Source organism: Roseibium porphyridii (genome assembly GCF_026191725.2).
GTDB classification, from domain to species: domain Bacteria; phylum Pseudomonadota; class Alphaproteobacteria; order Rhizobiales; family Stappiaceae; genus Roseibium; species Roseibium porphyridii.
This window is the reverse complement of the sequence record NZ_CP120863.1, coordinates 965,382-988,670: the sequence shown is the minus strand read 5'-3', so window position 1 is coordinate 988,670 and position 23,289 is coordinate 965,382. Positions and strand designations below refer to the sequence as shown.

General features: G+C 55.0%; 21 protein-coding genes. 7 read left to right on the top strand and 14 right to left on the bottom strand.

Features of this window, described 5'->3' with window-relative positions:
• Positions 1–6: 6 nt before the first annotated feature.
• Positions 7–1,848 carry a HoxN/HupN/NixA family nickel/cobalt transporter gene (locus K1718_RS04695; protein ID WP_265682692.1) on the bottom strand — a complete coding sequence of 614 codons (1,842 nt, stop codon included), beginning with the start codon at positions 1,846–1,848 and terminating at the stop codon, positions 7–9.
• Between the two features lie 307 nt (positions 1,849–2,155).
• Here K1718_RS04695 and K1718_RS04690 point away from each other — a divergent pair, with 307 nt between their 5' ends.
• A complete protein-coding gene (locus K1718_RS04690) occupies positions 2,156–3,229 on the top strand; it encodes a Glu/Leu/Phe/Val dehydrogenase dimerization domain-containing protein (protein ID WP_265682690.1) in 1,074 nt (357 codons plus the stop codon).
• A 64-nt stretch (positions 3,230–3,293) separates the two neighbouring features.
• Here the strand turns inward: K1718_RS04690 and K1718_RS04685 are convergent, their stop codons facing one another.
• The 3 genes from K1718_RS04685 to K1718_RS04675 all read right to left on the bottom strand — a co-directional run bounded on the left by K1718_RS04685 (position 3,294) and on the right by K1718_RS04675 (position 5,611).
• Positions 3,294–3,833, bottom strand: a complete 540-nt coding sequence (locus K1718_RS04685; protein WP_152499825.1) for a TetR/AcrR family transcriptional regulator — start codon at positions 3,831–3,833, stop codon at positions 3,294–3,296.
• 195 nt (positions 3,834–4,028) lie between these two features.
• A complete protein-coding gene (locus K1718_RS04680) occupies positions 4,029–4,928 on the bottom strand; it encodes a LysR family transcriptional regulator (RefSeq protein WP_265682688.1) in 900 nt (299 codons plus the stop codon).
• A 152-nt stretch (positions 4,929–5,080) separates the two neighbouring features.
• Positions 5,081–5,611: a CGNR zinc finger domain-containing protein gene (locus K1718_RS04675; RefSeq protein WP_265682682.1), complete on the bottom strand. Its 531-nt coding sequence runs from the start codon at positions 5,609–5,611 to the stop codon at positions 5,081–5,083.
• A 61-nt stretch (positions 5,612–5,672) separates the two neighbouring features.
• Between K1718_RS04675 and K1718_RS04670 the strand changes: the two genes are divergently transcribed.
• The gene (locus tag K1718_RS04670) at positions 5,673–6,395 is read left to right on the top strand and encodes an AzlC family ABC transporter permease (protein ID WP_265682681.1); all 723 of its coding nucleotides are present in this window, start codon (positions 5,673–5,675) and stop codon (positions 6,393–6,395) included.
• The gene (locus K1718_RS04665) at positions 6,385–6,693 is read left to right on the top strand and encodes an AzlD domain-containing protein (RefSeq protein ID WP_152499821.1); all 309 of its coding nucleotides are present in this window, start codon (positions 6,385–6,387) and stop codon (positions 6,691–6,693) included. The genes K1718_RS04670 and K1718_RS04665 overlap by 11 nt, the downstream gene beginning before the upstream one ends.
• 48 nt (positions 6,694–6,741) lie before the next feature.
• Here K1718_RS04665 and K1718_RS04660 read toward each other — a convergent pair whose 3' ends face one another.
• From K1718_RS04660 to K1718_RS04650, 3 genes are read right to left on the bottom strand one after another with little or no spacing between them, the layout of a single operon-like run.
• On the bottom strand, positions 6,742–7,251 hold the full coding sequence (locus tag K1718_RS04660) for a DUF2937 family protein (protein ID WP_152499820.1): 510 nt from the start codon (positions 7,249–7,251) through the stop codon (positions 6,742–6,744).
• 34 nt (positions 7,252–7,285) lie between these two features.
• Complete coding sequence (locus K1718_RS04655; protein ID WP_265682679.1) at positions 7,286–8,263, bottom strand: WD40 repeat domain-containing protein; 978 nt, start codon at positions 8,261–8,263, stop codon at positions 7,286–7,288.
• A gap of 12 nt (positions 8,264–8,275) precedes the next feature.
• Entirely contained in the window at positions 8,276–9,373 is a 1,098-nt protein-coding gene (locus K1718_RS04650) for a CobW family GTP-binding protein (protein WP_265682677.1), read from the bottom strand.
• Between the two features lie 207 nt (positions 9,374–9,580).
• Here K1718_RS04650 and K1718_RS04645 point away from each other — a divergent pair, with 207 nt between their 5' ends.
• The 3 genes from K1718_RS04645 (at position 9,581) to K1718_RS04635 (ending at position 15,287) form a co-directional block, all read left to right on the top strand.
• Positions 9,581–10,762 (top strand): pyridoxal phosphate-dependent aminotransferase, encoded by a 1,182-nt coding sequence (locus tag K1718_RS04645; protein WP_265682675.1) that lies wholly within the window; start codon positions 9,581–9,583, stop codon positions 10,760–10,762.
• Between the two features lie 148 nt (positions 10,763–10,910).
• Entirely contained in the window at positions 10,911–13,085 is a 2,175-nt protein-coding gene (locus K1718_RS04640; RefSeq protein ID WP_265682673.1) for a diguanylate cyclase, read from the top strand.
• A gap of 561 nt (positions 13,086–13,646) precedes the next feature.
• Entirely contained in the window at positions 13,647–15,287 is a 1,641-nt protein-coding gene (locus K1718_RS04635; RefSeq protein ID WP_265682671.1) for a BCCT family transporter, read from the top strand.
• Between the two features lie 68 nt (positions 15,288–15,355).
• Here K1718_RS04635 and K1718_RS04630 read toward each other — a convergent pair whose 3' ends face one another.
• From K1718_RS04630 to K1718_RS04615, 4 genes are all read right to left on the bottom strand, one after another.
• Positions 15,356–16,447 (bottom strand): LacI family DNA-binding transcriptional regulator, encoded by a 1,092-nt coding sequence (locus K1718_RS04630; protein WP_152499813.1) that lies wholly within the window; start codon positions 16,445–16,447, stop codon positions 15,356–15,358.
• Between the two features lie 99 nt (positions 16,448–16,546).
• On the bottom strand, positions 16,547–17,083 hold the full coding sequence (locus K1718_RS04625; RefSeq protein WP_247649344.1) for an OmpA family protein: 537 nt from the start codon (positions 17,081–17,083) through the stop codon (positions 16,547–16,549).
• Between the two features lie 41 nt (positions 17,084–17,124).
• Complete coding sequence (locus K1718_RS04620) at positions 17,125–17,769, bottom strand: L,D-transpeptidase (protein WP_152499812.1); 645 nt, start codon at positions 17,767–17,769, stop codon at positions 17,125–17,127.
• Positions 17,770–17,906: 137 nt separating this feature from the next.
• Positions 17,907–18,812, bottom strand: a complete 906-nt coding sequence (locus K1718_RS04615) for a DMT family transporter (RefSeq protein WP_265682668.1) — start codon at positions 18,810–18,812, stop codon at positions 17,907–17,909.
• Positions 18,813–18,939: 127 nt separating this feature from the next.
• Here K1718_RS04615 and K1718_RS04610 point away from each other — a divergent pair, with 127 nt between their 5' ends.
• A complete protein-coding gene (locus tag K1718_RS04610; protein ID WP_152499810.1) occupies positions 18,940–19,395 on the top strand; it encodes a methylated-DNA--[protein]-cysteine S-methyltransferase in 456 nt (151 codons plus the stop codon).
• Positions 19,396–19,434: 39 nt separating this feature from the next.
• Here K1718_RS04610 and K1718_RS04605 read toward each other — a convergent pair whose 3' ends face one another.
• The 3 genes from K1718_RS04605 to K1718_RS04595 form a co-directional block, all read right to left on the bottom strand.
• Positions 19,435–21,393 (bottom strand): M1 family metallopeptidase, encoded by a 1,959-nt coding sequence (locus K1718_RS04605; RefSeq protein ID WP_265682666.1) that lies wholly within the window; start codon positions 21,391–21,393, stop codon positions 19,435–19,437.
• Positions 21,393–22,703, bottom strand: coding sequence for a ChaN family lipoprotein (locus K1718_RS04600; protein ID WP_265682663.1), 1,311 nt, complete (start codon positions 22,701–22,703; stop codon positions 21,393–21,395). Before K1718_RS04600 ends, K1718_RS04605 begins: the two co-directional genes overlap by 1 nt.
• Positions 22,704–22,978: 275 nt before the next feature.
• Positions 22,979–23,218, bottom strand: a complete 240-nt coding sequence (locus K1718_RS04595; protein WP_152499807.1) for a hypothetical protein — start codon at positions 23,216–23,218, stop codon at positions 22,979–22,981.
• Between the last annotated feature and the right edge of the window lie 71 nt (positions 23,219–23,289).

Genomic DNA, 23,289 nt, shown 5'->3' with positions numbered 1-23,289 from the left:
TGCGCCTTAGCCCCAGCCCACTGATGCAATCAACAGCGTCAGGCCGAGCAGAAACACAATCGCCGCTCCCAGAATCTCGATCGATCTGTGGATGCCGATCGACATCGGGCTGCCTTCACCGAAAAGCTTGACGGCAAGCTCTTTAGCGCCGACGGCGAGACCGGCGAGCAGTGAAACGGTAATGCCTGTGCCGACGGCCATGGCGAGAGTGGATGCCACACCGGCAAGGATCATTCCTTGCGAAAGGGCGAACACAAGAACAACAAGAGCACCTGTGCAGGGCCGCAATCCAACTGCAAGGATGATCGAGGCCGCACGAGCCAAAGTAATCCTGCCCTGCACCATGTCAGGTGTCGGTGCGTGCGCATGCCCACAAGTGGAACAGATGCCATCCGCCCCGATCTCATGATGGTGATCATGGTGGTGGTGATGACCGTGATGATGGCCACCTGCGCCAGCAAAGGCCAGTTCACCGCCAGAAGATCGTGAGGCGACCATGGCCGCAAACGGGCGCACTGCTTTCTGCCAGAGCAACCACCCACCAAGCCCGGTAATCAGCACATAGGACCCGATTTCGAACCATCGGGCCGTATCCTGAATTGCAATGCTCGTCAGGTTGAACAGAACGGCGAAACCGCCAACCAGAACGATCGCTGTCACCGCCTGGGCAAATGCTGAAGCAAAGGACAGAACAATACCCTTGCGCAGCGTTTCGTTGTTGGCAACGACATAAGAGGTAATGATCGCCTTGCCGTGTCCGGGACCGGCCGCATGGAACACGCCATATGCAAAGGAAAGGCCGATCAAAAGCCACATGGCATTCGGGTTGTTCCTGAACGACCGGAGGCTCGACACAAGGGCCTGATAGAATTCCTTTTGCTTGACGGCAATCGTCCCGAAAACACGGTCGAGGATGCCTGTCGGAACGGTGGCGGCATCAGAACCGTCAATCACTGTCACGACGGACTGGGTGGACTCGACAACGTCTGCCGCCCTCGTGTCCGTTGCATCGGCTTGCTGCTGTAGAGCTTGCGAAACATCGGTCTCAGGAACAGATGCCGTACCTGTTGGCACCGCTTGACCGGCACCTTCGTTCATGCTGGAAGCCGTGGCGGCCACAGCACTGCAATTTACGATCATCTGATTGACCTGCGAGGCGGCCGCCGATTGCAATTCCGGCGGCAGATCGCGCTGCTCGGGACCGATTTGCGCAAGTGCGTATGCGGTTGCGTCGTCGAGTGGCGGCGGTTCCTTGCGTGTGACCTGACAGGTTCCTGGTGGATTTACGGTGCCAACGGCCTCATCTTCGCTGCCAAACCGAAAGTCGACATAATAAGTCGGATCGTAGACATCCAGCGTGATCACATTGTCCGCATCGCTTGGATCCTTGAGCGGCAACGTGAAATGCAATTCCAACAGCTGAACGTCTTCAGGAGCAGTACCACCGTTCATACGGACATCTTCCTGAATGGCTTCAAAGTCTTCAGGCTTCATTGTCCAATAGTCTGAAAGCGGGACCGTCGTCACTTCCAGCCAGTAGTCGGTGGGCGTGTTGAAATCCAGTTCGACCCGGGTGTTGTCACCAAATGTGAAGTAGCCGAAGTCGGCCATGCTTTCGACATTGACCTGGGCAAGTTCGGCAAGCTCTTCGCGTGAATAAACTCCGTCTCCGTTCGTATCGAAACCCTGTATAGCGAATGCGGAGAAGGCATCGTCAAACCGAAAGATATGATTGACGGCAACGGCTTGACCGTTTTCGTCAAAAACCAGTTTCGTCCTGGCTTCGACAAAAACATGAGGGTGTGCCGCTACAACAACAACCGACAGCATCAATGCAAAAATGCACATCAAAATCCGGCCGCCGACGGCAGGAAGGGCCGAAACTGGGTTCAAGTTGAGAAGATGCAACGGTCTCATCCAAAAGAACGAATGCAATATTTTTACATTGCCTGCGCACTCCTTGGCCAGAGAAGACGGCAGGAAGATGGCAAATCGTCTACCGCGTCGCAAAACTCCCCTGGAACAAATTTCACATTATCCGACAAAAATTGGAATGTATCTCCTAATTCTGACCGCAAATTGAGGATAAGAAAGACAATTTACCTCTATTTCTGGCTAAAATATTTGCAATGACAACAACCTTACAGAGCCAACAATGAATGCCTTGCACACATCTGTTCACCACAGCGCGGTTTTCGATCATCCGGAAATGGGTGAACATGAGAACATCGTTTTCGTACAAGACAAGGAAACCGGGCTGAACGCCATCATCGCGGTTCACGACACCACACTGGGCCCGGCGCTTGGCGGGTGCCGTGTCTGGCCCTATGACAATCCCGCTGATGCGTTGACTGACGCACTTCGCCTGTCGCGCGGCATGACGTACAAGAACGCACTTGCCGGGCTTGATCTTGGCGGTGGCAAGGCGGTGATCATCGCAGACCCGCGAAAACACAAGTCTGTGGAATTGATGGAAGCCTTCGGGCTGCATGTTGACCGTCTGTCAGGCACCTATGTCACGGCGGAAGACGTCGGGGTGTCGCCAGAGGATATGGAGGCTGTGGCAAGGTTTACCGAGCATGTGCGCGGCACAAGTGCCACCGGACTTGGCGACCCTTCCCCCTATACGGCGCTCGGCGTGTTTCAAGGCATTAAGGCCTCCGCACAGCATGTATTCGGCAATGATGACCTGAGTGGCAGAACCGTTTCGGTACAGGGCCTTGGGCATGTCGGATTTGACGTTGCCCGGCAGCTGCATGACGCGGGCGCCAGCCTCATCGTCTCGGACATTCATGCCCCAGCGGTCCTCAAGGCAATTGATGCGTTTGGCGCGACAGCAGTCGATCCGGCGGAGGCTCACATGGCTGAAGTGGATATCTTTGCTCCCTGCGCACTTGGTGCCGGCCTCAACGCGCGAACCATTCCGCAGATCAAGGCTAAGGTCGTTGCGGGAGCCGCCAACAATCAACTTCAAACCCCCGCCGATGGCATCGCCCTCAAAAAGCGCGGCATTCTTTATGCGCCGGACTACGCAATCAACGCCGGCGGCGTGATCTCCATTGCACTGGCATCACCTGGCGAAGACGACCAAGTGGTGCGCGAAAAGACGATGGCGATTGGTGACACGCTGTCTGCTATCTTCAAGCGTGCAGAAACCGAAAATTCCACGCCGGAACAGGTTGCCGACACAATGGCGGAAGAACGGCTTGCGAAGGCAAGACTGGCATAAGCCAATAAAATCAAAAACAGAAACGGCGACCTGAGTCGCCGTTTTTTGTCCGTATCGGTTGAATTCAGGAATATTTGCGCGCGTTCGATGTTTTGAACATCTGACGAACAAGGGTCTTTGCATCTTCAACCGCCTGTTCTCCCATTTCCGCGTAGCAGGCAGTTACCCCTTCGTGAAGCAAGTAGAGTGTCGACGCAAATTCTTCCTGACCGCTCAACTCGCCGAAGAACTTCACCAGTTCACCTTTGTGGCGTTTCACTGTCGCTTCGATATCCGTGCTGTCAGGGTTGGCAGCAAGCGCCTGGCGGAAGAAACACTCCTTGCCGTTTGTCATGCGCATCCAGCCGCCAAGCTTGTCGAACAGCTGTTCCGCAGCTTCCAGGCCCGGTTGCGACACGCCTTCATGGACATATTTCAGGTATCGCCGATGGCGATGTTCGAGAGCACCGAGGATCATTGCTTCCCGGGACGGGAAATGCCGGTAGAGCGTCCTCATACTGACACCAACGCCAGCACGCAATTCAGGCACGCTCGGTTCTGCAAAACCACGGCTCCAGAACACCTGTTCCAGGCCAGCTGCGATTTGTTCCTGTGCTTCGTTCATAGTTTGAGTGTGGTGTGTATACATTAACTTTGCAAGACAAAGCGTCGAACAAATCCAATTAATACGCCTAAACTTAAGAATTGAAGGTGAACTACGTCAAAAATCTCCAAATAAGTATGTACTTAATATTTCAATCAGTCAGTTTCAAATGCACTTACCTAAGGCGAATCTCTGACATGTTGGGAAAGTTTGGCCTCATGCCTTTGCGGCACCGGATGAGAACCAGTCGACCAGAAAATCGACAAACGCACGCACCTTAGCGCTGAGGTGCCTTCTGTGCGGATAAACCGCGTGAATGCCCCTCATCGGCTCTTCGTAGTCTTCCAATAGGGTCACCAGCCGTCCTGCTTCGAGGTCCTCTGCCACGAAAAACTGAGGCGTTCTGAGGAACCCCAAATCGCACAGAGCCGCTTCCCGCGCTGCTGCTGCACTGTTGACTTCCAAAGGACCATTCACCGACACGGAAAGCCGCTCACCATCGTTCTGAAAGGCCCAATTCTGCTTGTAACGATAGTTCGTATCGATAATGCACGGGCGGCTTGCCAGATCTGATGGAACCCGCGGGGCACCATGCGCTTCGATGACCTTGGGGCTTGCGCACACGACCGTTCTGAAAGGAGCGATTTTTCGCGCAATCAGGCTTGAATCCTCCAGTTGAGAGACCCTCACGGCAAGGTCGAATCCTTCTTCCACCAGATCGACAAATCTGTCTTCCAGGCGCAGATCCAGGTTGATTTCAGGGTATTGTTTCAGGAACTGCATCATCGCACGATTCAAACTGTCATCACCCATCGACCGTGGAGCGGATACCCTTAGGCGGCCACGTACCTCCTGATGTGACGACTGGACGGACGCCTGCAGATCATCGATCCGTTGCAGAATTTCGATGGCTTCCTTGTAGTAGGCCTCCCCCACTTCCGTGAGTGACACTTGGCGGGTGGTTCGGTTCAACAACCGGACACCGAGCTCATCTTCCAGTTCACCTACATATTTGGAGACAAGTGCCTTGGAACGTCCCATTTCCCGGGCAGCTGCGGAAAATCCTTTGGAATCTACAACTTGAATGAAACATCGCATCCGGGTGATTGCATCCATCCGGCTTTCCTTCCGCTCAGGCATATACAAATGAAATGCTTACAGTTTGCGTGCCTGCCGGTCAAAACCGTCCTTGGTCCAATAGGTCCACGACGGCTCTCCTGCTTGCCGCGGCGATGTGACCACACCCGCGAATAACGCACTGAGGGACTCTATACCCTTGCCGGAGCCCGGTTTTTCTTTCGCGCATAATGGCGCGCCGCTTTTGCGCGGTTTCCGCAGCTTTCCATGCTACACCAGGTCCGTCTTCCGTTTTTTGTTTCGTCTATGAACAACCAACCGCAATTTTCACCCGGGCACATTTTGATCCGTTCATGCTCCCTGGAATCGGCCAGCAGTGAAACAGCTGAGGCGGCGAGCAAGGCCTGGAGCGGCTGACGTCTTGTGATGGGGTCGCTTGAGGCGTCTTCAAAACAGAGAGCCTGAACGGCGTTCAAACTGCTGGGATCACCACCAGACAGGAGGACCTGCCGAAGTGATGCCCGATAACGGATGAGATTTGCCAAACTGTCCAACGGCTTTGAGTCCAGATTGACGGCCTCAAGCCAAAGCGTAAGATCGGCCAAGCTGCGCAGTTTTTCATGTGCAATATGCCCGTCGGCAGTCCAATCGGCCGTATTGACGAAATCAAGCGCGAGCCTGCCGCCGATCAATCGCACGGGATGTCCTTCGGAATAACACATGCGCAAATTCTAACCGCTACTCTGGTTGACACTCAACAGGAAGTTTTGTCTAACCAGAATTATGGTTAGAAATTCTGAGCACAACACGGTTCAGCCAATTACCACGCTGACCCGTGAAGGGGTCGTTCGTGGTATGCACAGGCTGCTGCCGGTCTGCATCTTTGTGATCCCGTTCGGCATTGCCTTTGGGATCGCGGCAACCGAAAGAGGTCTAAGCCCGTTTCAAGTGACAATGATGAGCGTCTTCGCCTATACGGCAACAGCGCAATTCGCAGCACTGGAATTCCTGCAAGACCCAATAGCCTTCTTTTCGCTTGGCCTCGTAGCGCTCGCACTCAGCGGCAGGCACATCATCATGGGCGCAGCGTTGTCGAAATGGGTCAACCAACTGCCTGTCGGACGGCGTCTCTTGACGCTCGCATTCTTGAGCGATGCAAATTTTGCAGATTCTCAAAGAGCGCTCCAACGCGGCGAAACCGATCTCGGTCCCTTGCTGGGTGGCGGTCTGATGTTGTGGGTCTTTTGGGTTGGCAGCACAGCCGCAGGCGCTTATGGCGGTGATTTGCTGGGCAACACAGAAGCCTACGGGTTCGGGGTTGTGATGCTCTGCTTCTTTGCTGCGACGGTATTTGGGATGGTACGCAGTTCACCCTCGATGGTGATCCCCGTTGCTTGCGCCATGGCAACATCCGGACTGACCTATTCTCTGCTGCCAACGGGTTGGAACATCATACTTGGAGCCGTGATTGGTGGCGTTACCGCAGTTTTCAACCATGACAGATGATTGGTCCTATGCCCTGGCCGTGGTGATCCTGGCTGCCGCGGCCTTCGCCACCCGCATTTCAGGGGCCGTCCTGATGTCGTTTGTGACCCTAACCCCAAAAACGGAGCGGTTTTTGGAGGGGCTTTCCGTATCGGTGATCGCGGCACTTGTTGCGTCAAATCTCGTCACCGCGGACCTCAAGACGGTGACCGCAACCTTGCTTGCCGTAGCCGTGATGGCGCTGTCGCGGAGCGTAATCTGGGCGATGTTCGCAGGAATGATGATAGCTGCCGCCTTCCCCTTTGTGTTGACGCCCTAAGGAAAGGCGCACGGGAACTGCAGCTACAGGAAGCCTCGGGTGCGTATCCTAGACACGTTCATCGGAAACCGTCCTCCGACGGCGTCCGAGGCGCAGGACGCCCGCAAGGACACGAAGCACAAGAAAACCGATGAGAGCACCGACACCAGCACTCGCAAAACCTGCGGTCGTAACCGGTACGGCCGGCTCATAGTCTTCCGCCGTTGCCTGGGCGAGTTGAGGATCAAAACCGCGCGTGAAAATCACCAGCCGTTCGATCGGCCCCGCATTTTGCAGATCAACTTCCTGCTCTTTGAGCCTGCTTAACCGGATCTCCGCATTGAGCATACTGTCACCACGCGCACGTACAAAGGGGTCTTCAGACGACTGTTGACGCGCAATTGCTTCAGCGGAGGTCAATCCGTGCGCGGACGCATCCCGGTTGAAATCTGCAAGGATCTCTTCCAGCGCGTCGATCGCACCGCCAAGGCGTTGCCGGTACTGCTGTGAGAATTCCGGCAATTGAGAAGTGGCTGTTCCGCTCATCACCATGACAACCAGCATGAAGATACGCATCATTTCTGCCACTCCAGCTCTAGGCGCGCTTGCTCGCTTAGTCCTGCAAGGAAATCAATCCGGCTTCGGCTTCCTCGGTTCCGAAGGCCAGTCTTTTGCCTTCCTTGTCCCAGTCCATTGTGGAAATGGGGCCTTTTCCGGGCCGTCGCAGCTGAACTTCGGCTTTGTCCGCAAACCGGATCATCATGATCATGCCGTCCTGATACCCAACAGCAACGACATCTTCTTCCGGGTGGCACGCAACAGCGCTAACAAGAGTTTCGTTACGCGTCCCCAGTTGTAGAGGCGTCTGCCCCATTGGACCGGTCTTTCCAGAGAAAGGCCACAGGATTGCAGCGTTGGCACCGGATGTTGCAAGGTATTTTCCCTTGGCCGACCAACTGAAGGATTTGACCTTTGCAGGATAACCGGTCATGCGCATGTCTTGCGCGTCTGAAAGACGCCAACCGTGAAGGGCGTTTTCCTGCATCGCCGTAACCAGGTATTTGCCGTCAGGCGAAAAGCTGATCCCGAGATGTGCGCCCTTCCAACTGAGTTCGACGGGATCTCCATCGGTCCCCGCCCACCACATGGTTGCACCGTCATATCTGGATACGGCAAGCCGCATTCCTTTTGGCGCAAACGCGAGACCGCCCACGGCACGCTCAAGGGCGAACTCTTTTTCTCTGCCGTCAGCAAGGTGGACCCAGGCTGTGCGCCCACTTGCAAAAGCGACCGCACCGGAAGGCCCGGTCGCGATGAGATCAATCCATTTTCGAGCGCGTTCTGCGACCAGGACAGGTGTCCCATCCGACCCAAACTGATAAATGCATCCATCGTCGCCGGAGGTCACCAACGCGCTGCCGTCAATGCTCGGCACCGCTGCAAGCAACCCGGCCTTGTGTGGCCGGAGCCTTGTCTCGCCCTGGCCTGACAGCAGAATCTCGCCTTCGCCGGACGCAAAATAAGCGCAGTCTTTCAAAAACCCGGCACGAACAACAAAACCGTCGATCTCGACGGGAGCTACGGTAGGCAAGATCGAGAATCCTTATTGAGCGGCGCAGGCGGCAAAGCTGTCTCTAAGCACATCCCAATTGAGATCGCGACCAATGAACACCAACCGGCTCTCACGCGGCTCGCTTTCTTTCCAGTCACGCTGATGATCACCTTCCACAATCATGTGAACACCCTGGATGACATATCGTTGCGGATCGTCCTTGAAAGCAAGAATGCCCTTCATGCGCAGGATGTTCGGCCCTTGCACCTGTGTCACCTGATTGATCCATGGAAAAAACATGTCGGGATTGAGGTCGCCGGCTTTGAGCGAAATACTCTTCACCGAGTGGGTGTCCCCATGATGATGGCGGCCATGCGCATGATCGTGACCGTGGTGATGTTGGTGATCGTGATCGCAATTCGAGCCACACTCATCGGAGTGGTGATCGTGATCGCAGTTCGGGCCACACTCATCGGAGTGGTGACCATGTGCAAGAAAATGAGGATCGAGGGACAGGATCCTGTCGAGATCAAAAGCTCCTCGGTCTAGAACCTTCGCGATCTCGACACCGCAACGCTCGCTCCGGTGCAACACGGCGTACGGATTGATCGACTGGATCCGGGCTTCGACATTGGCCAATTCTTCGGAACTGACCAGATCCGTCTTGTTGATCAGGATGACATCAGCAAAAGCCACCTGGTCTTCAGCTTCCTCAGTGTCTTCCAACCGCTGAAGCACATGCCTTGCATCGACGACGGCAACAACCGCATCTAGACGCGCCGCGGCCCGAACATCATCATCCATGAAGAAAGTCTGGGCGACGGGTGCAGGATCTGCAATTCCCGTGGTTTCAACTATGATCGCATCAAACGCATTTTTGCGTTTCATCAGGTTCTGCACAGTCCGGATCAGATCGCCGCGGACCGTGCAGCAGATGCAGCCGTTGTTCATTTCGAAAATTTCTTCGTCGGACTCCACCAGGAGATCGTTGTCGATACCGACCTCTCCGAACTCATTCACGATCACCGCATAACGCTGGCCGTGATTTTCAGTTAAAATCCGGTTCAAAAGAGTGGTTTTTCCGGCTCCGAGATACCCCGTTAACACGGTAACAGGGATCTGTGCAGAAGCGTCCTGTGTCGCAGACATTGCGCAACTTCCTGGAATGAGGAGTGATGGTCAAGCCTGCGAAGCAGGCGTCTTGGCCGCGAATATAAGCACATACGTGGCGCAATGGGAGAGCCTGCTCGAAATTTCCGCCACTCACCCGAACCGATTCACCCTCATGCCGCCTTTCCAAGGATTTGCAGAAGACACTACCTTTGCTGGAAGGACAGATTGAAACGGGAGATCCCGATGCTGAAAACAATTGCCGGCTTTGACCGGATCGGCGAAGAAAATGCCTTCGCCGTATTGGCTCGCGCAACCGAGCTGACCGGTCAAGGCCGAGACATCATCAATTTGGGCATCGGACAGCCGGACTTTAAAACGCCGGCTCACATTGTCGAAGCCGCCATCAAGGCGCTGCAGGACGGACATCACGGATACACACCGGCGACGGGGATCGCGCCGCTGAGGGAGGCCGTTTCGGCTGACCTTCTAAAACGTCATGGAACCGAAACAGATCCTGGCCAAGTCCTGATTGTGCCCGGCGGCAAGGTCACGATGTATATGGCCATCCTGATGTTTGGCGAAGCCGGCACAGAGATCCTATATCCAGATCCCGGCTTCCCGATCTATCGCTCAATGATCGAGTTCACAGGTGCGCGCCCGGTTCCGGTGCCGATCCGTGAAGAGAATGACTTTGCTTTTTCAGCCGAAGAAACGCTGTCTCTGATCACAGACAAGACACGCTTGCTGATCTTGAATTCACCGGCAAACCCGACGGGTGGTGTAACACCGCGATCTGAGATCGAAAAACTGGTCAGTGGCCTGGAAAAACACCCGAATGTCGCGGTTCTGTCCGACGAAATTTATTCTCAAATGACCTATGATGGCATGGAACATGTTTCGTTACTGCAATTCCCGTCATTGCGTGACCGCCTGATCCTGCTTGACGGCTGGTCGAAAACCTATGCCATGACAGGCTGGCGTATCGGCTTCTCGCTCTGGCCGGAACAACTGATCGACAAGGCGCGTAAACTTGCGGTCAACGCCTGGTCTTGTGTCAATGCGCCGACCCAATACGCCGCGCTGGCGGCACTTGAGGGCCCTCAAGACGCAGTCATCGACATGGTCGCGCAGTTCGATGCGAGGCGGTCGGTGATCGTCAACGGGCTGAATGCAATTGACGGCATTACATGCCGGACCCCACGAGGGGCCTTTTACGCTTACCCGAATATTCAAGAAACCGGCTGGAAGGCGAAAGAGCTTGCATCTGCACTTCTCGAGGACGTAGGTGTCGCCACGATCGGAGGCCCGGACTTCGGAATTCTGGGTGAAGGATATGTCCGGTTGTCCTACGCAAATTCAACCGAAAACATCAAAATCGCGCTTGATCGGGTCAAAGACTATGTAGAAACCAACTCAAAACCTTAGTTGGTTGTGTAATCACAAATACTCACCCACGACTGAATTTAGAAATCTCTGAATAACTGCGGTATTTTCCTTTACGTAGTCTATTTCTTAAACTTTTATCCCCTTGATAACGTCGAACCCGAGGTATTCGCGTGGAACGGGGGCATTGATGATCGAAAGCATAACTCTGAATCTGGATCAGTCGTTTGGCGATCTGAAAGAGTGCGTGCTCGTGACCGATGCCGAACGAACCATCGTCTTCGTCAACAAGGCGATGGAGACACTGTTCCGCGTCGACAGGACGGAGCTGATCGGTTCTCAAACCAAGCGCTTCTTCGCCGACCCCACCCAATTCGAACAGATGGCAGATCTCTATCGGGGGCCGTCAGAAAAACAGCACAAACTAACGCACACGATCGACCTTGTTCTTGGCGATGGGTCGAAAACAACGGTTGAAGTTGTCAGCGCACCTTTGTTCAACGCCGAACGGGATGTCTCCGGCATCTTGTTCATTGCCCGAGATATCAGTGAACGCAAAGCACTTGAAAGCAAACTCAGCGACATTGCCCTCACACTGGAAGACGCACTGGACGCCATTCTGGAAGGGTTTGCGATATTTGATGCCGACGACCGGCTCGTCCTTTGCAATGACAATTACAGGGACATTTACGCCCATTCGGCTCCGGCAATGTTTCCAGGCAACCGGTTCGAAGACATCCTGAGATTTGGCCTCGGAAAGGCTCAATATGACACCGGTGACCTGCCGCAAGAGCAATGGCTCAGCGAGCGGCTGAAGTGGCACCAGAAAGCCGATGGCAAGGTCCTTGAACAGAAACTGCAGGACGGGCGCTGGATCAGGATCTCGGAGACCCGCACACGCACGGGGGGAATTGCCGGTATTCGCGCGGATATCACCGAATTGAAGGAAGCCAGAGCGCAGGCCGAAAGCGCCTACAAGAACCTGTCGCTGATTGCGGATAATGTGTCGGCCAGCATCACGGAAGCGGACAAGGACGGGAACTGCCTTTTCATCAACAAAACCGGCTGCCGTTGGTTCAATGGAACACCGGAAGAACTGTTGGGAACCCGGCTTCGGGACAGATTGCCCTGGAAGGAAAGAGAAATCGTTCGCACGGTTTTCCAAAATGCGTTGGCAGGCGACAAGGTAACCCATGAAGCAAGGTTCAGCTTTCCGGATGGCGTGAGCAGGGAGTGTTTTCTGGAGGCGACGCCCCGTCTCAATGAAAGTGGTGAAGTGGACGGTCTCGTGGTGCTTGTCACCGATATTACGGATCGGAAAAAAACCGAACGAACGCTTGCTGAACTCTATGCGATAACGTCAACGCGCGAACTCGGACACGAAGACAAGATCGCAGAAATCCTGAGGCTCGGCTGTGAGCATTTCGATCTTCCCTTCGGCATCATCTCGCATGTGATTGACGAGCACTACACGATCACCCACGCCCTAAGTCCGAATGCCGAACTCGTCCCGGGAACGTCCTTTGACCTTAAGGACACCTACTGCACGGTTGCCTTGTCGGCCGATGAGCCGATCGCAACGTCGAATGCAGCAGAGTCACCTTTCGCGAAACACCCCTGTTACGGCATCTTTGCGCTGGAAAGCTATATTGGCGCTCCTTTGCTGGTCGACGGTGTTGTCCACGGAACGATCAACTTTTCTGCGCCTGAGAAAAGAACACGCGACTTCACGCCGGAAGACATTCAGATCATACGTCAGTTCGCCGACTGGGTAGGCCACGAAATCGCCCGGCAACGAGATCATCAGGCGCTCATGGATGCGAAAATCAGTCTTGAACGCGTCGCCAGCATCGATGATCTGACCCAGATTTTGAACCGACGTGCGTTCCTTGAACGTGCCAACACGGAAATCCAGCGCTTCCGGCGAACCAAGCGCCCGTTTACTGCGGTGATGCTCGACATCGACAAGTTCAAGCAGATCAACGATATGCATGGTCATTCCACCGGCGACGAAGTGTTGGCGAGATTTGCCCACACGGTCGGCAGTGAACTGCGCGCTGTTGACGTGTTCGGCCGGGTCGGCGGGGAAGAATTCTGCATGATCCTCAACGAAACCGACATGGACGACGCCATGCAGGTTTGCGAACGCCTGCGCGAGAAGATCGTGAATGAATGCCAGTTCGACAGGGTGAAGCAGACGATAACCTGCAGTCTCGGGCTTGCAACCGCATCACGCGAAGACGTGGAATTCTCGACGCTGATGCAAAAGGCCGATACGGCGCTCTACGAAGCCAAATCCTCCGGGCGGAACAAGTGCGTTGCCTATCAATCCGGCAGGGACTCAGCACTGGCATCAAGAATCTGATCACTCATTCCGAGCTTTAACCGGCTCACGCCGATCCGCGTCGCCTTCCAATCTCCAGATGCCGTATTTGACTGCTCGCCCCGCCTGCTTCACAGTAATTTAGATCGGTGGCGGAGCGCACCAAGACCAACCAAAAAAACTTCAAAATTTCCGAAATAGCGGCCACCGCTGGAAGATCTTCTCGAGCGTATTCCAATCGTTTCTCATCGAGCAGATCAGGGAGGGAATTTTGATTGATCATCTTTACGCCCTTTGCGATCTGACATACCCGTCCAAATTGGCGAGAGCGCTGGCCGCAGAGCCTTGCGTTGCAGCCAAAGGGTCTATCTGCCGTGACGCGGTCAGTCTTATTGGATCCGGTCATACGACACGCACCCAGGGTGCTCGTACCATGCGATTCTCCGGTGCAATTCCGGGTCTGGACAAAGTGGCCCGAATGCGAACTGTTATTCCAACGCCGGTCGAATCTGGACCTAAATCAATGATTTCCACTCCGGCCACGATGGCATTGCCGTATTCCACGTCAAACAACGCCTTTCACCCAACACAAGGAACGCGCCCATGAGCGACAGCGACACATCCCAGGGCATCCGCAATCCTGAAGGCGATGCCAATATCATCGACACGGACTATGAAATTGGCCAGGACAATATTGAAGCCAAGGTCGGCCCATTCAATCTGGACATTCACAATCCGGTCTTTCTGGTGTCCGGCCTGACAATTGCCGCGTTCACCTTCCTCACGCTGGCTTTTCAAAATGATGTTGGCCCCCTGTTTGACGCTTTGCGCAAATGGCTGACATCCAATCTGGACTGGTTCTTTATCATCTCCGGCAACATCTTCGTCGTTGCCTGCCTCGCGCTTATCGTCACCCCGCTCGGCAATGTGCGTATAGGCGGTAAGGACGCGGAACCCGACTACAGCTATTTCGGTTGGTTCGCCATGTTGTTCGCCGCAGGGATGGGCATCGGGCTGATGTTTTTCGGTGTTCTGGAGCCGGTCTATCACATGGCTTTTTCCTCACCGGTCGGCGTGCCTGCTCCGTTTGATGCCGACGGAAATCTGATCGCAGAAAATGTCGCCGCCGCAAAGGCCATGGGAATGGCGGCAACAATCTTTCACTGGGGACTGCATCCTTGGGCGATCTACGCCGTTGTCGCGTTGGCTCTTGCCTTGTTTTCATTCAACAAGGGTTTGCCGCTCACAATGCGGTCGGTCTTTTACCCGATTTTCGGTGAGCGCACCTGGGGATGGCCTGGGCACATCATCGATATTCTGGCGGTTTTCGCGACCCTGTTCGGGCTCGCGACATCTTTGGGCTTCGGTGCGCAGCAAGCGAATGCCGGCCTCGATTTCGTTTTCGGAATTCCGATCAGCAACACGGCGCAGGTCGTCTTGATCATCGGCATAACGGCAGTTGCACTGATTTCGGTTTTGCGCGGCCTTGATGGCGGCGTGAAGGTACTGTCGGAAATCAACATGCTGATTGCGGCCCTTTTGCTCCTCTTCGTGATCTTTGCAGGGCCGACTGCGACGCTGGTATCGGGTTTCGTGTCCAATCTCGCCTCATATGCGCAAGAGATCATTCCTCTTTCGATGCCGTTTGGTAGAGACGATGACGGCTTTCGTCAGGGCTGGACCTCCTTTTACTGGGCCTGGTGGATTTCCTGGTCGCCCTTCGTCGGCATGTTCATCGCCCGTGTCAGCCGGGGAAGAACCGTGCGGGAATTCGTGGTGTGCGTGCTGATCATTCCGACCATCGTTTCGGTCATCTGGATGACGGCGTTCGGCCAAACCGCAATCGAACAGGTTCTGGCTGATCCTGAAGGCAGTCAGGTCCATCAATACGTGATTGCGAGTTACAGTCCCGAGCTTTCGCTTTTCGGCATGCTCGCCGACCTGCCACTTGCTTCGATCACCTCGTTTATCGCCATTGTTCTGGTGATCGTGTTCTTCGTTACCTCGTCCGATTCAGGCTCGCTGGTAATCGACACGATAACCGCTGGAGGCAAGGTCGACGCGCCGGTGTCACAGCGGGTATTCTGGTGCACTTTTGAGGGCCTTGTTGCGATCGCCCTGCTGCTCGGCGGAGGATTGGGCGCATTGCAGGCAATGGCGGTCTCCACGGGCTTTCCCTTCACCATCGTCCTCCTGCTCGCCTGTTATGCCATTTTCAAAGGCCTAGTGGACGAACCGCGATGATGGTTGTCGAAAAAATGAAAGGGCGGCTACAGCCGCCCATTTTGACGTATTGACCCTAAATCTGGGGGCTAATCAGCCAATTTCTGAGCCAGGCGGACACCCGGAGGAGGAGAACTCTCGCGAACCTTGAGTTCGGGTTCAATCACGATGGGCGTGTTGGGAACGCGGTCACCAGCGATTTGCCGCAACAGGGTCAGGGCAGCCAGTCTGCCGATCTTGTCGGGTTGGCTGTTGACGGATGTCAGCGCAGGTGTCCGGGCATCAGCCCCGTCGATATCGTCATAACCCGTCACGGCAATATCCGGTCCGGGCTCGATTCCGGCGCGACGGAAGGTCGTCATCAGACCGAAGGCAACCAGGTCATTGAAACCGACAATGGCCGTCGGCCGCTGCTGAACTTCAAGAACCTTGGACACGGCCGCACGTCCGTCGGCCTGCGTCATCAACTCAGGCAGATCAAGCTGGCTGTCTGGATCGAGCCCTGCCTCACTCATCGCCTTGCGCCATCCCGCGTTTCGATACTTGCCGGTGGAACTGTCGCGGCGCCCGCCAATCATGGCGATATCCTTGTGCCCCTGGGCAAGCAGATGCCTGGTGATTTGAAAAGTCCCGGACAAATCGTCACCACGCACACACGGAGCCCAGACGCCCTGAACCTCGCGAGCAACAAGAGTGACGGGTATACCCTGGTCCACCAGTCGATTGATCTCCTCAGCCGAGGTGCCAACCGAAGGGCACAGGATCAATCCATCTGCGCGATGCTGCAAAAGCGTGTTCACAAACGCCCGTTGCCGTTTCACGTCGTCCCGGTGATTGCAGATGAAGATCATCTGTCCTTGTTCTTCAAGAACATCTTCGAGAGCGGAAAAGACTTCGGCGAAAAACGGGTTCAGAATGTCATGGACAGCCACGCCGACAATCTGACTGCGCGCTGTCCGGAGCGACGCAGCCGACCGATTGTAGATATAACCAATTTCCTGCGCGGTCTGCTTGACCTTTTCACGCGTTTCTTCTGCGACAAGCGGGCTGTCACGAAGCGCCAGCGAAACCGTCGCGGTCGAAATGCCCAGCTGGTCTGCGATATGTCCCAGTGTCAGCCGCTTGCCGGGTTTCGGCGGAAGGTTCGGCGTAGGAGACGATGATCCGTTGTCTTCAGACATTTATTGTTCTCAGGTGACCGCTGCGGCAGTGGCAGAGAGCGTTACAGCCCTCTGCCTTCGCGGTAAACAGATTTTTGTTATTTATCTGAGGCACGCGCCTTATCGACGCGCCTGAGGTGCAGAATCGTCATACTCCTCACGCAAATTGACCACGACGCGTCGATTTTGCGACTGACAGGCCACTTCGTCACAATCCGTCACCGGACGCTCGACGCCATAGCCTTTGGCCCAGACCCGCTGCGACGGCACGCCTAGCTTGACCAGTTCAGCCACAACGGCATCGGCCCGCTTGGTGGAAAGTGTTTTTTGCGCTGCCTCGCTGCCCGGATCGTCTGCATGACCCTGAACTTTCACCAGCCACTTCCTGTTGTCTTTTAGCCATTTGGCCTGGTTCTGAAGCGTCATCTTCGCCTCATCGCTGACGACCGACGACCCTTTGGCGAAATATACCCGGCGACCGACATTCATGATGAACTCTTCTTCGGACCCAGGTTTGATTTCAACAAAACCTGCTGCAGGCGCATTTGTAACGTCAGGCGACGTCAAACCGCCCGCGCTGTTGCACCCTGCCAACCCCAACAAACATATGCCGGCGACAATCACGCCCTGGCCTGACCGGCCCAACCACTTACCCAACGAAGCCCCCAAATTCTTTGCAAAACAGCACCGCGCCAGACTTATCCGGCGTTGGCACCAAGATGTTCAAGCACCAGTACGGCTGTTCCCTTGGGGCAGCGCTGGTAAAGATCGATAACGTCTTCGGGCAACATGCGGATACATCCGCTGGAGACGTCATGTCCGATGCTCCACGGCTCCAGAGTTCCGTGCAAGCGGTACCCGAGATCTTGTCCGTTCCGGTAAAGGTACAGAGCCCGTGGGCCAAGCGGATTGTTGGCTGCACCGCCATCCACCTTGCGCGGCAAATCGGGTTGACGCTTAAGCATCTCAGGCGGCGGCACCCAGCGCGGCCAAAGGGCCTTGCGGTCAATTCGCGCTCGGCCGTACCATTTGAAGCCTTCACGACCAACACCTACGCCGTAGCGAAGCGCTGTGTTGTTTTCCCAGATCCAATAGAGAAAATGGTTGGTGGTGTCGACAACGACGGTACCGGGCGGTTCCGGACTGAAGTACTTCACCATCTGCTTGCGCCAGACGGGTTCTATCCGGTTCAGATTGGTTCGCCTGTATTGGAAACCATTGTCATCCTGATAGCCGTTGAAATATGCATTCGCTGCGGCATTTGCCCGCGCGACGTGCGGCATGGCAAGCGTGCCCGCAATGGCGGCAGCGCCTCCCAAAAACGTGCGGCGGCTCAAGTCCATCCCATTCCTCCTAAACAGGCTGGCGGCCCTTTCTGGCCAGTCGGTAAATCCAGCTCGTATTAAGAGGGAAAGACAGGTGTCGCGTCAACCGCCACTCATGATTGATTCCAAGCGTGCCATTGCCCGCAGCAACAAAGTCAAAGCGACTTCACGCGCTCGCGGTAAAGAATATAGAGCCCGGAGGCAACCACGATTGCCGCCCCGATCAAGGTCGTCACGGTCGGGACGTCATTGAAGAACATGAGGCCAAGCCCGATCATCCAGATGATTTGGGAATACATGAAAGGCGCAAGCACCGGCGCAGGTGCAAGCGTGTGCGCCTTTATGAAAAGCATGTGTCCGCCGGCGCCAAGTACACCAGTCCCGAGCAACAATATCCATGTCCAAAGGTCGGGTGGCATCACCCAGACGCTCAGACCGGAGGGTGTCATCAGGATCGACGCAAGCAAACCGGAGATGATCAGCATCCCTGCGGAATTTTCGGTTGCAGTAAGCTGCCGGGTCAGCAGCGCATAAAGAGCATAGCTTATCATTGCTGCAACGGAATAGATCGCAGCCCAGTGCATGGCGCCTGTACCTGGCTGGGTTACGAAGAGAACACCACCGAAGCCGACAAGAATGGCCACCCATCGCCTGGGACCCGCCCACTCTCCAAGCAAAGGTCCGGCCAGTGCAGTGATGAGCAGAGGTCCGGCAAACATGATGGCAGTCGTCTCTGCCAGCTGGAGATAACGGACAGCGAGAAAATTGAAAACTGTGGTGCCAAGCAGGCAGAGCGTTCTGATGATCTGAAGAACGGGTCTCTCGGTCTTGAGCAATGACGGAGCGTTCCATACCCTGAAGGCAATGATCGCCAGAACAGCATGACTGACAAATCGCATCCAGGCGATCTGCAGCGTCGGCAGAGTTGCCGAAAGATACTTCGCCACAGCATCCAGAATTGAAAAACTCAGGGCCGCAAGAACGATAAGCCCGATGCCCGCCAAGGGTGCTGACGGCAACTCGACGCCTGCAATTGGCTTCTGCCCTTTGTTTTGCCTCATACGCCTTGCGTCCTCGCAATTCTATCTTGCTCACTTGGGCGCATTCGAACGGCACGCTCGGCCTGATGCATAGCTTGCACTTGAAACGGTCACCGGATACAGAAATTGAAGAAGGCCGGAGACAGGCATGCCCATTTTGGAAATAGAAACGTGGCTCGGGCGCCTATCCATCCGGGAGGATGAAGGCGCGATTACCCAGTTACACTGGAATGGCACCCCAGGCAAAGAGGAAACGCCTTTGCTGCTTGAAGCAGCAAATCAGATCCAAGCATATCTGGATGGAACGCTGAAAGACTTTGACTTGCCGCTTGCCCCGAAAGGCGGAGAACTTCACCAGTCGGTCTTCCAGGCAATGCTGGCGATCCCGTATGGCGAAACCAGAACCTATGGCGATGTCGCCAGGGAATTGGACACCTATGGTCAGCCCGTTGGTCAGGCCTGCGGTGCCAATCCCATCCCCATCATAATTCCATGCCATCGTATTCTGTCGGCAAATGGACTTGGTGGATACTCGGGCTCAGGCGGCACGGACACCAAGATTGCGCTTTTGAAACTGGAAGGCGGCTACCCGTTCCTGCTGTGATCAGTTCCACCTTTGCAAAACAGATTTGATGATACGCGGTCAATCCGGAAACACAAATTCCAGCGGGCTCGATTCCACGGGCCAGATGCCCCGTTCAATGGCCTTGTTTCCAGCATAGGTCACATAGCTTTGGCGCCCGTAGTGAGGCAGCGATCGTACCAGCGCGCTCAGAGCGTCACCATCACGGGCCGAGATCAACATAACAGGCAGATCATCTTCCAATCGGGTCACCCAGGCAGCTGCCGTGTTGCCGGTATCATTTTGAGGCAAACCTTCCAGCCCATTCGCTGTAGCAAACTCTTCGATGACCTCGCTCGGACCGAGTACCACAGTGGCTTTTTCTATCTGCCCATTCCTGCTGATGTGTGTGGTAACTGTGTCGTCGCCTAAAAGCCGCGCCAACAACCTTTGCGACGCGTCGACAAATGGGCTTTGTTCGGAAAGAAGAAGCACGTCCACTGCAGGCGCTAGCGTCACATCTCGAAGGATCGCTGGGCTTTCGCCCGGCAACAGACGGCGAAAAACATCGAAAGATGGATCGACATTGAGCCGCAGCGGTTTTGTTTCAGATTGAATCCGGAAGGTTTGTTCGCGCTCAGACAGCCTGACATGTTCACTGACAAGGCGATCTCTTGTTTGAATCACAATTGGAATATTCAGGCTGTAGACCGAACCGGTCTGGCGGATTGTAAACTCGCTGACATAGCCATTGGAACCGCGGTGAACATCGGCCATCGACAACTGGATTTCCGGAGCACCCTTGCTTTCAAGCCATTGTTCGAAAAACCAGCCGAGATCACGGCCCGTCACGGTTTCAAACGCGTGACGCAAATCAGACCAGTCAGCATATGAAAACTTATGCTCTGCCCAGAAATGCTTCAGGCTCTCTGTAAACTTCTCATCGCCGATTTCGCCCTTCAACATGTGAAAAACAAAGGCGGCCTTGTTGTAACCGACGATTTGCGACGCATCGTGTCGCTTTGACCGGAACGCTTTCACCGGCATATCGCGCTCGGGAGGCAATGCGGCAAAGTCTCTAAGCCAATCAAGGCGCATCTGTCTCGCCGCTTCCGGACCCTTGTCAGCCTCAAGCGCGTAGTCCGCCATATAAGTTGTCAGACCCTCGGCCCAGTTGCCCTCCCGATAGTCGACAAAGACGCCATTGCCCCACCAATTGTGCAAAACCTCATGGGCAAGTGAGCGTCCCTGCATAAACGGGAGCGGCACAATCATACGGCCGACATATGCCAAATTCACAAATCCGTACCCAACGGGAAGCGGTGATGAAACGACGTGGAAATCCTGATACGGATACGGGCCGATCTCGCTTGAAAAGCGGTTCAGATAAGCTTCGGACTTTTGCAGATACTGATCTGAAAAGTCCTGAATATCCTTGTGAAAATATGTCCTTAACCTGACATCTGAGGAGACCCGTTCTGCCAGGGCATAAGGCCCAATGAACACAGAAGGAGGCTCCAGCGCCATATCCGAAATGAAGGTTACTGATGTCGACGAGGCCGTTTCTGTTTCCTCAGACAAGCGGCCTGAGGAAACCGCCCGATAGGGACGAGGTACGGTCACCTGAAGTTCATAACTCAAGTCTTCCGCTTGAGTGATGGGAAACCAGCCTGAACTGCCGAAAAGAGTCGCCCCATCCGGTCCCGCTGGTATGGTTTCGGGAATGTCGCCGCTTAGCGTCAAGAATACGATTTGACGATCACGTCCTGGCAACGAAATGACGCCACCGCCACTCTGCCGATCTAGCTCAACAGAAGTTCCGTCTACGGTCACCCGATCCACATCTAGCCAGTCAGCGAACCGCAGTATCAGCCTGTCGGTTCCATTGACCGTGATCCGATTTTCAATCTCAATCGCTCTCGCATCTGGATCGACATCCAGGTTCACGTTGTAGTGGATCGTCCTGTCCGCGGCGATGGAGGGCAAAGCAAAGGTGAGCCCGCAAACAACGGCAAAGGTGACCCGGATAACGCCCTGCATCAGTTGGTGTCCGAAAGAGACGGAAACTTTGCAACCAGGGTCTGGATTTTCCCGTCACGCTCTATCTCAAGTGGAAGCCATGTGCCCGGCGCCTGTCGCTGGATGATCTCAACAAGGTCTGCCGTCGACGACAAGTCTTCGCCGGCAGCTTTTAAAACCACATCGCCACTGCGAAGATCTGCCGCCTGCGCGATGCTGCCATCCGACACGTGGCTCAACAAAACACCTCCGTCGCTTGCCTCTTCAATAAAAACACCAAGCCTGGGGCGTTGCGGTTGGTCTTGAACCGTCTCGCGGTCGTCCACGAGAAAGACCAGATCTGCGATCGACGCCTCGATCGTCCGGCACTCGTCTGCGACAGATACCGGCAACAATGAAACGATCTTTTCAGCACCTAGGCTTTCGAGTTGATGTGGAACACCAAACCCGTGTTCAACATGACCGCGCCCCAGAATGCCTACGACAAGCGCGTCCGGATTCTCTTCGCTGGCTTCGAACAACGCTTCGGCCATGGCCCTGTCCCAGACGAGCTGTGCATCAACGAATTTGTTGAAGTCGGACCGGGCAAGAATATCTTCGACGGTTGGTTCTTTTGTTTCCGTCTCACTGTCACTGTCGGCCACCCGCCCGATACCATGCGAAAGCTTGCTGGAAAAAACCGCTGCGAGCGCTTCCCGATAGGCCTGGCTTGCGGGCGTCGGTGTGCTGATCCCTTGCCGGTCCGTTTCCGCAACAGCCTCCCAACCTTCGCGGCCAACTGTTGAAACAAGATTGCGATCGACATTGATCGCTTTCATATCGAGTCGGTTCTGGCGGGCGAAATTGAAGAGCGGCAAATAAAAATCGGCGTCATAACCCCAAACGTCGTTCCAGCGCGTTTCTTCAAGAAACGCGTCCTCGAGCAGATCGCCAGCGGTCCATTTGTCGAGAACCGGTTGCGTGTCGCGCGGAAAGGCCTCGAAGCCGACGATGATGTCCGGATTATGCGCAAACAGTCCCGCGAGCGTATGGGTTTGCCAGAGATGATCTTCCTTGGAGGTATGAGATTCTCCCAAGAGCACTATCGAGCCTTTAGCCGTCTGCAACAGTGCATCTTCTGGCGGCACAGTGTTGCCCGTTGCTGGATCAATCCATTGCCCGGCCGGTCCGCAAATTTCAAAGTGTAAACTTGAGTCATGCCCATCGGTCTCACCGGAGTGTGCAGGACTGAAGGAAATGCTCGCAAACACCAGAGCACCGCAGACGATCCTGGCAGTTCTTTTCGTGAGCGAGGACCTGTGTAAATCAGAGATACCGGTTGTAGATCCCAAGTCACTCTCCTAAGGCTTTTGTCCCCGATGGCAACTGACAGGGACTGAATGACAAACAAGGCATTTTGCGCAGGGCCCTGCTGCCGGCTGACCGGGATCACATCGAATGCGAGCGCAAGGTCGTTTGAACCAGCGTGACGCTGTGACGCCTTTGGACGAGTCTGCACTCAAGTGTCGCCGCCCTGACCTTTGCAGGTCAAACCGTCAAATTGTCACTTGCGACAAGACGCGCCATTCCTGAAACAAATAGGCTCGGCAACGAAAAGCGACAGCCGTCAGAAGAGAACAAACCCGAAGAAGACGACGATAACAGCCAAAGTGAGCCAGATCAGAAGGTCATTCACATGCGAACGGCGCGACTTGATTTCAGACCATGCGGCAGCCTCAGGCTCTGATCTTAGCCCGAAGGCCGGTCTCTTGATGGCGGTGTTGGAGACATGCGAAAATCGACGGCGAAGCTCTGCAGCCCTGCGAGCTCCCCGTTCCTCATTGAGGGTCTGATATCTCGAAACCATCTCGAATTCCTCCGATCAATCGACAGCAACGTCTGTCGGAAATCTGGTCTCCGACAAAGCCAATTTCAAAT